This is a genomic window from Vibrio sp. V19_P1S1T109 (assembly GCF_002241375.1).
GTDB lineage: Bacteria > Pseudomonadota > Gammaproteobacteria > Enterobacterales > Vibrionaceae > Vibrio > Vibrio anguillarum.
Map to the genome: position 1 here is coordinate 1 of NZ_NDIM01000090.1, position 12094 is coordinate 12094.

Genomic DNA, 12094 nt, shown 5'->3' on the forward strand with positions numbered 1-12094 from the left:
CGTAATAACTGATTCCATCACGCTTTGATGCGACATTCAAATCAAGTTTGACGTCTGTATCAAGGTTTTCTTCGTCTAAATAGCTTCCGTTGCGCGCCAATTGACCAGATTGGGCATCCCCGTCGGCAGTGTAGCGCGCTTGTTGCTGACCAGCGCTCTGTTGTTGGACAGAGGTCTCACCCAACTGCACACCTTGTTGTGCCAACATTTCTCGTAGCCTTGGCATAGATTGTTCAATCACATCACGTGCTTGATGGTTAGCGACCGTAAAATGAACCGTCGTATGATCACCATTCATATTCATACGAATTTGTAAACGCCCCAATTCCGGTGGATCTAAGCGAATATCGACATGTTTAAGGTTTTTCGACATCATCATTTGCAGCCGTTCCGCCATTTGCTCACTGGCCATTTCTCGGTTAAGCAACAAAGGAGGCTGTTGCGCGGCTTGCAAGTTGTCAGCACGGCTCTGCGTCGCGTTCAAACCATGTTGCCCCAAAGCACTCGAAAGCTGCTGCGCTAATGTGCCCTCTTTTTGCTCTTGAGCCGACCCTGCATCATTCACACCCGATAACGCTTTCGCGCCTAATCCGGCTTTGAATAGCGCGGGGTTGAGTGGCAATTCGGCATGGGTTGCAGCTGGTATCGCGGCCGCATTCGCTAACTGTTGTATTTGTACATTGGATAACTCATTGCTTGCTGTAACAAGAGGTGACGATGCTAGTGCGGCTTTGTCTGCCGCCACGGCAGCCTGCATGGTTTGAGATTGTTGCTGAGCTAAGGCTTGCTGAACAGAATGGGCTAATGAAACCGGCGTATTTTTACCCTTGAGGACCGTTTCACTTTGTGCCACATCTAGAGGTAATGCTTGCCCTTCGGCAACAACTGTGTTCGCCCAAGGAATGGCAGCGGCAGTCAATAACGCCTCTGTGGGCAGTCCTTGCTGATCATTTTCCGAATCGGTTTGAGGTGTATTCGTAGATGGAGAGAGTGGCAACTTGCCCTCTGCTAAATTTGTTGTCAATTGTGAATCAAGTGCTTGCGCTTCAACCAAAGGTGATGGCTCTATGGGCATGGTGTTGTCACTTTTTGCCACCGCGTTAACTGCTGCATCGCCAACTTCAGTTGTGGCAAGTAAAGTGGCCTCATCTTCTATCGCTTGCGACAAAGCGCTTGCTTGCACTGACTTTGTAGCTTGAGGCGGCTGAATGAATTTTCGGACTGATTCCGGCAGGATGAGTTCACCATTCTCTTCAGTCTCTGCGTTTAAGCTTGATGCCGTAGGTGAACCTTCCGCAGCCATCAAACGCTCTTTGCCCTGCTGAATAGGCAGCACACGCTCTGCATCTTGTTCCGTGATGTGCTGATCAGATAATGGAGCTTGCTCATTCACTGACGCCGGTGCTACTGATTCAGTAGTGGGTTTAGCGAATGCATCCTGTGCTGATATTTGCGCAGCCGCTGGCGTTTTTTGCTCCACTTGATCCGAGGAGTCACCTGCGTTGTCGTCGATTTGCACGTCTACCGGATGAGTGTTTTGTGGCAAGGTTTTGCCGTTTTGGTCAGCAAGTGCTTGATTGGCGCTATTTAAACGGCCAAGGATTTCATCGCCATCGCTCATCACTTGTGCTGTTTTCTGCTGAAGAGCGGAGTCATCAACCTCTACTGAAGGGGGTGATTTTGTTTGCGCGGTATCAACATCGGCCTCTTCACTCAATGCCTCACCAAGTTCTTTATCTAACAAGGCATCGCTACTTTGGGCTGCCACGTCATCGGTGAGCACAGCTCCCTCATCAAGCGCCTTAAAGTCAGTTTCTGCCGAAGATTCAGTGCTACGACCCATAATGAGGGCGGTCAGTTTTTCAAAAAAACCTTGAGATTCAGAACCTTCACTCACCGCATCAGAGCCTGCTTTACTCACGCTGGCCATTTTAGAGGTGTCGGATGGTGTTGTAATATTTACATTCATATCCATGATGCTCGCACTAAAAACAGAGGATGACGCGGATTCATTATTGGCCAGTAAGCCATGTTTCATCATTTTTTGACGATGGCGCAGTGGATTAACCTAATGAACTCCGTGATTAGTCAGAAGCAAGAAATGAGCCAAGCCTTCAATATCGATAAGAAAGTATGACACCCATCTTATTGGACACGTTGACGACTTGAGGCGTCAGTGACTTAAAACTTATTTTGATTAAAACTTATGTTGCTTAAAACTTGTGTTGATTAGAACGTTGCCGACTAAAGAGCAGTGTAGAAAACTCATCCATCTGCTTCTGCTCTCGTTTATCTTGCAGACGTTGCGCTTCTATCTGTTTTTTTTCAATGAGCCATTCGTAAGAGCGTCGCTGTTTTCTCACTTCCATCCAATGCTCTTGGCAGTTCTCTACCTGATTTTTGAAGTGTTGTTCTGCATCTCTTTGTTTGACAAGGGTTTCATCTAACTGGGTAAGAAATCGGTTTAAGTGTCCATATTGGCTCGCCGTCAAACCCGACATGCCGCGCTCCATAAGCTGCTGACAATAATCCAGTCGGTATTGTTCAATCTGCGCTAACTGCTTGTAATAACTCTCTAGCTCATCACGCGATTTAGATAACGCCATCACGGCTTTTTCTTCTTTGTCTTTGGCTTGATCAAGCAGAAACTCGAGTGCGTTATCCATCGATTACCCCACTTGCAAAACGTGCTTGAGCATATTGACGCACATGTCGTAAGGAACCGAATCCTTCATCCCTTGCTGCAAATATTCATCCAGCCTAGGTTTTAGCGTAAATGCACTGTCAATCGCAGGGTCCGTCCCCGGCTTGTAAGCACCGATAGAGACGAGATCTTGATTTTTCCGGCAGATGGAGAGTATCTGACGCACCGCTTTCGACATCAACAGATGTTCATCGGTGGTGATTTGTGGCATAACACGGCTGACCGATTTCTCTACATCAATCGCTGGGTAATGTCCGGCATCGGCCATTTCACGTGATAAAACAATGTGACCATCAAGAATGGCTCGCGATGCATCAGCGATCGGGTCTTGTAGATCATCCCCTTCGGTGAGCACGGTAAAGAAAGCGGTAATCGATCCTTGGTGAGGACCGCCATTTCCCGCTCGTTCAACCAAGGCGGGCAGTTTAGCAAACACCGATGGCGGATAACCTTTTGTGGCTGGCGGCTCACCCACAGATAACGCAATTTCACGTTGCGCTTGGGCAAAACGAGTCAACGAGTCCATTAGTAGCAATACATCTAACCCTTGATCACGAAAGTATTCCGCAATCGCTAACGCGGTTTGACAGCCTTTTAAACGCATCAGCGGTGAGGAGTCCGCAGGCGCGGCTACTACAACTGAACGTTGACGTCCATCAACGCCTAAAATCTCTTCTATAAACTCTTTTACTTCGCGGCCACGTTCACCAATCAGCCCCACCACCACCACTTGAGCGGTTGTGCCACGAGTCATCATGCCAAGCGTTACCGACTTACCGACACCAGAACCGGCAAATAAACCAATCCGCTGCCCTTTACCCACCGTCAGTAAACCGTTGATCGCTTTTAGGCCAACGTCCAGAGGTTCTGTTATGGGTTTGCGAGCTAATGGATTGATGGGGTCAGCATTAAACGATGCGCGATTTTCGGTATAAATAGGCCCCAGCCCATCGAGTGGGTTACCGACACCATCAATTACCCGTCCAAGCAGTTCCATCCCGACTGGTAGGCCAGCGTCCCCTGTCATTGGGGTAACTTTAGCTCCGGGCAGTACGCCTGTTATCTGTTCGCTGGGCATTAGATAGAGGTTATCGCCAGAAAAGCCAACCACTTCCGCTTCCATTTCTCCGGACATGGTTTCTACTTTACATAAGCTACCAATAGGGGCTTTACAACCCGTAGCCTCAAGGGTTAAACCAACCACACGAACCAGTTTGCCCGATGCCATTGGGCGGCAGGTTAACCCTTCGGTTTTGTATTGACTAAGGCGATCGGCAAGAGACAACACTATTGCTCACCTTGTTGGTGACGATTGGTGCCACAAAAACTTTTCAACACGCTACGAATGCGATCTTCCATCCGATAATTCACACTCGATTCACCTGCTTCAATCTGGACGTCACCGCGATTTAATGCCGGCTCTTTGACCAATGTCCAGTTTCGGAAATCCAGCTCTTTTTCGCCATAAGCAGAATGAATCACTTCAACATCTTCTGGATGGAGTTTTAATGTAATGGCATGACCGGATACAGGCAGGGACTCAACCGACGATTTGACGGTATCTAAGATCACTTGCGGATTGGTTTGTACTTCAACGTGAACGACTTCTTTGACCAAGGTTAAAACCATATCGACCAGCTGTTTTTCGACTTGGGCATTCATCAACTCTAGCGGTTGAGCAAATTGATTGGCAAGACCAACGAAAATATCAACCTGCTGCTGGATGAGAGTTTGCCCTTCAGCGACCCCCTCGGTTTTGCCTTGCTCAACACCTTCTTGGTGTCCTGCAATCAGCCCTTCTTCTTTGCCTTTTTCATAACCTTGTTTGAATCCGGCTTCTTGGCCTTGGTGCAAACCTTCTTGATAAGCCCCTTGTTTGATCTGGCCAATCTCTTCTTCGCTGAGTTGCAGCGGCTCTTCAACCACAGGCTCATCAAAACTTGGCATCCAACCGGGGTCGTAGTTCATTGCCGTTTCTTTGGCTTTTTTATTGATCTCTGCGCCGTAGTCCGGCAACCCCCACTTTTTGGCTTGTTCAATATTAGCGTCTGCATCTAAACGTAAAAAGCCGCGTTTTCTTTCTCCAGACATAATGCTACCTATTGTTGAGTCAGGGTTAGATTATAAGAATTCGTCTGCGCCGCCAGACAGCATAATTTCGCCACTGTCGGCCATACGACGTGCAATCGCCAGAATCTCTTTTTGCGCCGCTTCGACATCTGATACTTTAATCGGAGGCATGGCTTCCAGATCATCTTTCATCATCTCAGCTGCACGTTTTGACATGTTTTTGAAGATCTTCTCACGCAATGCGTCATCAGCACCTTTAAGTGCTTTTTGCAGTACATCTTGCGGTACATCACGCAGCAATTTTTGAATGCCTTGGTCGTCCACTTCGACTAAGTTTTCGAACACGAACATCAGATCTTGGATCTGCGTTGCCATGTCTTCATCTTGCTCACGCATCTGATCCATGAGGATGCCTTCGATATTGTTATCGAGGTAGTTCATGATATCAGCCGCGGCTTTCAAGCCACCAATTTTCGCCGCTTGCGCGCCCGCTTGACCGGCAAATTGTTTCTCCATGATTTCATTCAACTCAGCCAATGCCGAAGGTTGTACTTCTTCAAGGTTGGCAATGCGCATCAATAAGTCTAAACGGTCACGTTCAGCAAACTGCGCCAAAATTTCAGCCGATTGATCCGGTTCTAAATACGATAAAACAATGGTTTGGATTTGTGGGTGTTCATTAACAATGATGCTCGCCACTTGTCGTGGGTCCATCCATTTCAATGAATCCAACCCTTTTGAACCCGTGCCAAGCAAAATTTGATCGACCAAGTTATTGGCTTTATCGGCACCTAATGCAGCGATAAGCGCGTTACGCATAAAGTCTTCGCTGCCCATACCGATATTGGTGTATTTCTGAATATCTTCGAGGAAAGCACGATGCACCGCGCCGACTTTCTCTTGGCTAAGCTCTTTCGCTTTCGCCATCGCGCTACCGACTCGTTGTACCTGTTTAGGTTCAAGATGGCGGATGATGCCAGCGGCGTCCTCTTCGTTTAAGCTCAACAACAAAATAGCCGCTTTTTCATCACCAGAAATTGTTGAAATATCAACCGATGATTCTGTCACTTCTGTTCCACTCTTATTTTTATTATCAGGCATTTTGCATCCAATTCTTCACTACTTGAGCCGCAAGTTCAGGCTCATTGGCCACTAGAGCACGCACCGCTTTCAGTACATCCTCATCCTTGTGTAAGTTTGGCAAATCAATACCGGAACCAAACTCAAAGAGATCACCGCCATCAATACCACTGCCAATTAAACTGGTTTCACCATCAGCACCAATCGGTAAACCATCAGGTCCGTACATTGGGTCATCATCATCCGCAGCAGGGTTGAGCAGTTTTTTCAGCGCAGGGCGAACCAGCACCAGCACCACAACCACAATAACCAAGGCACTAGCAAACCAGCGTACCCAATCATTGAAGTTTGGATGCTCCCAAATAGGGACATCAACCATTGACTCAACTTCAGGCACGGCAAATTGCATGCTCAAGACATTCAACAAATCGCCACGGTTTTCATCAAAGCCAACCGTCCCAATCAATACTTGTCGCACGGCGCTAATTTCACTTTCGCTCAGGGGAGTATAGGTGACTTCGCCAGTCTCTGGGTTAACCGATGGTCGGTTTTTAATCGCCACCGCAACGGTTTGGCGATTCACCACACCCGATTGTTTGCGTTCATGACTGATGGTGGTATCGAGTTCAAAATTGCGCGTGGCTTCTTTATGGACCGAACCTTGCCCAAGTACCGAGCCATCTTTCATCTGCGCAACGTCTTGTGGGATAGAAGCATCCGCAGGTGGCTGATTACTTAATGCACCTGGAACGCCAGCCACCACATTGCCGTTGTTATAGTCTTCAAGCGTATATTCGCTGCGTGTCGCTGGCGTATTCGGGTCAAAGCGTTTACGCGTTTGTTCAATGGCACTGAAATCCAGTTGGATATCCACTTGGGCGGTGTAATTACCAAAGCCTAGAATTGGGATTAATACCGAATCAATTTTGTCACGCAGCGCCTCTTCTTGCTTGCGTTCAAGTTCTTGTTCTTTACGACGAGCAGAAGAGACGGGGTCTTGAGAGCCTGAGCTGAGCAGCCGACCATGTTGATCAGTCACGGTAATTCGATTGGGTTTCATCCCTGGCACAGCGCTGGCGACCATATCGACAATAGAGTCGACCTCTTCTTGTTTAAGGTTCGCGCCAGTTCGCAAGGTAAGAAATACGGAGGCAGAAGCATCTTGGTTATGACGAACAAATACACTTTGCTTAGGCAGCGCCAATAACACACGAGCTTTGTTGACGAGCTTCATCTCTTCAATCGCTTTGGCAAGCTGACGTTCACGGCTAAGTTTAAGGCGCTCTTGCTCAAGGCGCTGAGAAACACCAAAGCCCATGTCTTGCATCAAGATTTCATCGCCCGCTTGCTTGTTTTGATTTAACCCTGCACGGACGAGGTTGAGTTTTAAGCTGTTGTATTCACTGGATGGCACTAAGATAGTATTACCATCTAATTTGTAGGTCAGTTTCTGCTGATCAAGATAATCGAGGACAGGAATAAGTTCTTCGGTTTCATAAGCGCCAAGCGGGCGCATTTCAGGTTCTCGAACCCAAAAGAACAACATGACAATCAGTGCCACACAGATGGAAATAGAGAGGACTAACACCACCTGGCGCAACAAGTCCAAGTCGCCCATCGCAAAATCACTTTTGGATGAACTCTTCTCTTCAAGATCTGGGTTTTGCGTGTCCATGTCTAGATCTGAGCTCGCCATTAAAGCGTGGTCAGAACCACTGGTCACGGTAAGATCGGTTGTTTGCTTATCTTCTGCCACGGCGGCTACCTAATTTATACGGGCATATTCATGAGTTCTTTGTAGGCGTCGACAAGTTTATTTCGAACTTGAATCGTCGCTTCAAAGGCTACACTCGACTTGTTACGAGCAATCATCACATCCGATAGTGAGACATTTTCATCTCCCCGATCAAAGCGGGTTTGTAAATTACCTGAGGTCTTTTGCAAACTGTTCACGTTATTAATGGCTTTGGAAAGCATGTCGCCAAAATCAGCACTCACACTTTGTCCAGTTGCCGTAGGACGAGCATTGGTTGCTTCCAACATCATTGTTTGCATTTCGCTGTTTAAACCATCAAGTCTCATTGCTACCTCTAACGCCAAATCTTTGACTGCTGTGCTGCTTCTTTCTGTGATGCAGCAATTTATATGCCATCACCCACTTTGGGGTTAATTCGGGATATCAATTCCTGCATCACGCATTTTTGCTAATTTGTAACGCAGTGTCCTAGGGCTAATTCCGAGCTTATCTGCCATCTCTTTACGGCGGCCTTGGCACTCGACTAAAGTATCCATGATAATGGTGTACTCTTGAACTCTCAGCTCATCACCCAATGCAGCGCCATTGTTATTAAACAGCTTGTTCACTTCGGCTTGTGCTACAGGCTTAATCTCTGGTGTGGCAATATCGCTGCGCTCTACGACTTGTTGCAGGCTGCTAGCATCTTGCCAATCAACCCCTTCCAACAAGATATGTTCACTTGCAATGTCTCCTTGCTCGCTCAAGATCAGCGCGCGTTGCACGACGTTATCAAGTTCACGGACGTTGCCCGGCCAAGCGTAACTAAGCAACTTGTTAATGGCTTGCGGCGCGATACGAGGCACAGGTAAACCAAGTTTAGTGCAGTGACGCTCTACAAGGTGGTGAGCCAGCGGTTCAATATCCCCTTTGCGGTCACGTAGCGCTGGCCATGAGATTGGGAAGACGTTGAGGCGATAATATAAATCATCACGGAAATTGCCTTCCTGCACATACTGCTTTAGGTCGCGGTTGCTGGTCGCCAATACGCGGACATCAAGCTTAATGCTTTTACGCCCCCCCAAGCGTTCCACTTCACGCTCTTGGAGTACACGCAGCAGTTTTGCTTGTAGGTTCAGATCCATCTCGCTGATCTCATCGAGTAAAATGGTCCCACCTTGTGCTTGTTCAAATTTGCCCGGACAAGCTTGTACCGCTCCTGTAAATGCCCCTTTTTCATAACCAAATAAGGTGGCTTCGAGCATGTTGTCTGGAATGGCGGCGCAGTTGATCGCCACAAATGGCCCATCTTTACGCGGAGATGAGTTATGAATGTAGCGAGACATGACCTCTTTTCCAGAGCCGCTTGGGCCCAAAATCATGACGTTAGCATCGGTTTTTGCCACTTTGTCGGCAAGTGACAATAAGCGCAGGCTTTTCTCATCTGCAACAACCGCATCACCGTTATCATCCGATTTCACTGGCGCGTAACGGCTAACCATGTTGAGTAGCACTTCGGGGGCAAAGGGTTTTGCCATGTAATCAATGGCGCCCTCTTTCATCGCCGAGACCGCATCTTCAATATTGGCGTACGCCGTCATCAGCAACACGGGTAAATTGGGCCAATGCTGTTTGATGTTGCGCAGCAGTGCAAGGCCACCCATGCCAGCCATTTGAACGTCAGAGACAACAATATCAACAGGATGTGCTTTGAGTTTAATCAGTGCATCTTCGGCGCAATCAGCTTCCAGCCACTCATAACCGGCCAGCGCCAAAGTATCGACTAACGCTTCGCGTAGACCTTCATCATCTTCAACGATTAAGACTTTGCTTTGAGCCATCATCCTTCTCCAGTCTCTGTTGGTGAAGAAGGGGCATGACGCTCGAGTGGAATGCACATAGTAAAGCAAGCACCCTCCCCTTCTTCTGAAATTAATTCCAATCGCCCATCATGGGCGCGGCAGACCATTTGTACCACCGCTAACCCTAACCCCGTTCCTTGTGAGCGAGTGGTAAAAAACGGTTCCATAATTTTACTTTGCAGCGCAGCAGGGACTCCCGGGCCACTGTCTTGTACCGAGATTTTCAGCTCACCATTTACCGGGCGAAAAAAGACATCAATTTGCGACGCCTTACCCGCAATTTGTATTGCGTTCATCACTAAGTTACTCAGTGCAGAGGCAATGGCATTTGCATTACCTAACACCACAGTCCCTTCTTGTTCCACTTCCTGATGATAATCAATTGCGCTATTTTTTAATGCCGTTTCCACCATGGGAACAAATTCGCTGACCAAGTCTGTCACTGTAAACGGCTGAATGACTTTATTGTCACCACCTTTGGCAAACAACAACATATCATTGACTTGTTTTTCAAGATCATGAAGCCTATCCATCAGCTTAGACTGAAAACGCTCTCTTGTAGCGTTTGGCAAGTTAGGCGCACCTAAATTTGAGGCATAGAGCATGGCACTGGATAACGGTGTGCGAACTTGGTGTGCCAAAGACGCCACCATTCGACCGAGTGAGGATAAGCGCTGTAAATCACTGATGCGTGATTGAAGTAACCGAGTTTCGGTTAAATCGGTGATTAATATCAATTGGCCTGTTGCTGATGCTGAAATGGCTAATCTCACTTTACGACCATTGCGCAGCGAGATTTCATGCCCATCATCTTCTCTCGGCGCAAAAGCACTTTGAATGACGGAATACCATTTTTCACCCGCCAATGGGACTTGCAATAACCGCTGAGCTTCAGGGTTAGCTTCTCTGACTACGCCTTGAGTATCGAGCAAAATGACGCCAGCAGGCATCACATCAAGAACCTGTTTATAGCGCTCAACTTGATCCTCTACAGAATCCAAGTGAGATTGATTAATGGGTGTGTCAGGAGACTGCATGTCGAAATTCTACCTATAAAACAACAATAGCCTAACACGCAAAATACATGCCAGGCTATTTTTCTTTAAAATCAAAGAATTAATCCACTGCCAATATATTGACTAAACTTTACCCATGCTGTTTTTGAATCACCGTTGCATATTGTATTTACGCATTTTTTCAACCAAGGTCGTACGGCGCATACCCAGCATATCAGCGGCACGCGCTACCACTCCGCCTTGAGCTTCAAGGGCTTGGTTGATCATATTGACTTCCAAGTCCGCCAATAGCTCTTTCAAATTCACGCCTTCAGGAGGCAATGACTGCGGTGCGTTGAGATTTTCGTGCATCTCTTCGACGTCTTCAAAACTGAAGTTTTCAGAGAAAATACCCGCCAGCACATCACGTTCTTGGTCTTCAACAGAACCATAAGAGCTGTGCTCTGGTTGGAATTCTGGAATATCACTATAGCGGTATTTAGTTGGTAAATGATTGACGTCGACGAGACTATTTGGATAGAGAATGATCATCCGCTCAACTAAATTCGCTAGTTCACGAACATTGCCCGGCCAATTGTGTTCCATTAACGAATTGACAGCTCGCGGGGTAAAACAAAATGGCTGTCCACCTTCCGCTTCCATACGTGTCATGAGTTCTTGTAACAGCAATGGGATGTCGTCTTTGCGATCTTTTAGCGCTGGCATTTCAATTGGGAAAACATTGAGTCGATAGTAAAGATCTTCACGAAATGATTCATCATCAATCATGTTTTCTAAATTGCGGTGAGTCGCTGACACCACACGCACATTCACTTTAATGGTGGTGTTACCGCCCACACGTTCAAAGCAGCGCTCTTGTAACACACGCAACAACTTTACCTGCATCGACATCGGCATATCACCGATCTCATCGAGAAATAAAGTACCGCCTTCGGCAAGCTCAAAACGACCTTTACGCGCGGTTATCGCTCCGGTAAACGCCCCTTTTTCATGACCAAATAATTCACTTTCAAGTAAATCAGCCGGAATCGCACCACAGTTAATCGGCACAAACGGACCGTTGCGGCGTGCAGAATGATAATGGATGTTACGCGCAACCACTTCTTTGCCCGTTCCAGATTCACCTAAGATCAACACATTGGCTTCTGTGCCTGAGACTTGCTCAATCAAATGGCGAACTTCTTGGATACCATGACTTTGGCCTACAAGGCTACGAAATAAGGTATTCTTACGCGATGTAGAGGGAACTTGCACGCCTTTGCGTCCTAAAAATTCTTTGCAATGTCGTAATGCGTCACTCAGTTGAGGGTAATTAAGAGGTGACTCAAGTTCACCGACGTATTGAGTAAATTCTTCCAATGAATATGGCTGCTTGTTTGCCATTAGAAGTGGAATATAATTGGCCTTAGTCAACCACTGAGCTATCTCATCAGTTAACTGCTCACTTTTTAGCGATCCAATAATGCAGCCCCCCCACAATCTTGAACAATCAATATCCTTGATTTGGGATGACTCGATCGCCTCGCAGTGCTCTCCAACAAATTCTAAAATGTTACTTAGATTGAGACGGATCTGCGGATCGTCTTCTATCACAAGCAGTTTTGCTAAACCTTGCATAGGTGAGAAT

The 12094-nt window shown here is 47.1% G+C and carries 10 protein-coding genes; all 10 read right to left on the reverse strand.

Annotated features, from left to right (window positions below):
• Positions 1–2041: flagellar hook-length control protein FliK (locus B9J87_RS04240; protein ID WP_094149456.1), on the reverse strand; the 2041-nt coding region annotated here is incomplete at its 3' end.
• Between the two features lie 172 nt (positions 2042–2213).
• Entirely contained in the window at positions 2214–2666 is a 453-nt protein-coding gene (gene fliJ / locus B9J87_RS04245; RefSeq protein WP_010318709.1) for a flagellar export protein FliJ, read from the reverse strand.
• A 3-nt stretch (positions 2667–2669) separates the two neighbouring features.
• Positions 2670–3992, reverse strand: coding sequence for a flagellar protein export ATPase FliI (gene fliI / locus B9J87_RS04250; protein ID WP_094149458.1), 1323 nt, complete (start codon positions 3990–3992; stop codon positions 2670–2672).
• Positions 3992–4795 (reverse strand): flagellar assembly protein FliH, encoded by an 804-nt coding sequence (gene fliH / locus B9J87_RS04255; protein ID WP_094149460.1) that lies wholly within the window; start codon positions 4793–4795, stop codon positions 3992–3994. Before fliH ends, fliI begins: the two co-directional genes overlap by 1 nt.
• 30 nt (positions 4796–4825) lie before the next feature.
• Complete coding sequence (fliG, locus tag B9J87_RS04260; protein WP_013856310.1) at positions 4826–5875, reverse strand: flagellar motor switch protein FliG; 1050 nt, start codon at positions 5873–5875, stop codon at positions 4826–4828.
• The gene (gene fliF / locus B9J87_RS04265; RefSeq protein WP_013856309.1) at positions 5868–7610 is read right to left on the reverse strand and encodes a flagellar basal-body MS-ring/collar protein FliF; all 1743 of its coding nucleotides are present in this window, start codon (positions 7608–7610) and stop codon (positions 5868–5870) included. Before fliF ends, fliG begins: the two co-directional genes overlap by 8 nt.
• Before the next feature lie 14 nt (positions 7611–7624).
• On the reverse strand, positions 7625–7936 hold the full coding sequence (gene fliE, locus B9J87_RS04270; RefSeq protein ID WP_026028064.1) for a flagellar hook-basal body complex protein FliE: 312 nt from the start codon (positions 7934–7936) through the stop codon (positions 7625–7627).
• A gap of 84 nt (positions 7937–8020) precedes the next feature.
• A complete protein-coding gene (locus B9J87_RS04275) occupies positions 8021–9430 on the reverse strand; it encodes a sigma-54-dependent transcriptional regulator (RefSeq protein WP_094149462.1) in 1410 nt (469 codons plus the stop codon).
• Positions 9430–10488, reverse strand: a complete 1059-nt coding sequence (locus B9J87_RS04280; RefSeq protein ID WP_013856306.1) for a sensor histidine kinase — start codon at positions 10486–10488, stop codon at positions 9430–9432. Before B9J87_RS04280 ends, B9J87_RS04275 begins: the two co-directional genes overlap by 1 nt.
• A gap of 129 nt (positions 10489–10617) precedes the next feature.
• On the reverse strand, positions 10618–12084 hold the full coding sequence (locus B9J87_RS04285; RefSeq protein WP_017045739.1) for a sigma-54 dependent transcriptional regulator: 1467 nt from the start codon (positions 12082–12084) through the stop codon (positions 10618–10620).
• Positions 12085–12094 lie beyond the last annotated feature (10 nt).

Bases quoted from the DNA above. Each gene is read 5' to 3' on its own strand.
- fliJ (WP_010318709.1), bottom strand. From the start codon at position 2,666: ATGGATAACGCACTCGAGTTTCTGCTTGATCAAGCCAAAGACAAAGAA.
- fliH (WP_094149460.1), bottom strand. From the start codon at position 4,795: ATGTCTGGAGAAAGAAAACGCGGCTTTTTACGTTTAGATGCAGACGCT.
- fliG (WP_013856310.1), bottom strand. From the start codon at position 5,875: ATGCCTGATAATAAAAATAAGAGTGGAACAGAAGTGACAGAATCATCG.
- fliE (WP_026028064.1), bottom strand. From the start codon at position 7,936: ATGAGACTTGATGGTTTAAACAGCGAAATGCAAACAATGATGTTGGAA.
- B9J87_RS04275 (WP_094149462.1), bottom strand. From the start codon at position 9,430: ATGGCTCAAAGCAAAGTCTTAATCGTTGAAGATGATGAAGGTCTACGC.
- B9J87_RS04280 (WP_013856306.1), bottom strand. From the start codon at position 10,488: ATGCAGTCTCCTGACACACCCATTAATCAATCTCACTTGGATTCTGTA.
- B9J87_RS04285 (WP_017045739.1), bottom strand. From the start codon at position 12,084: ATGCAAGGTTTAGCAAAACTGCTTGTGATAGAAGACGATCCGCAGATC.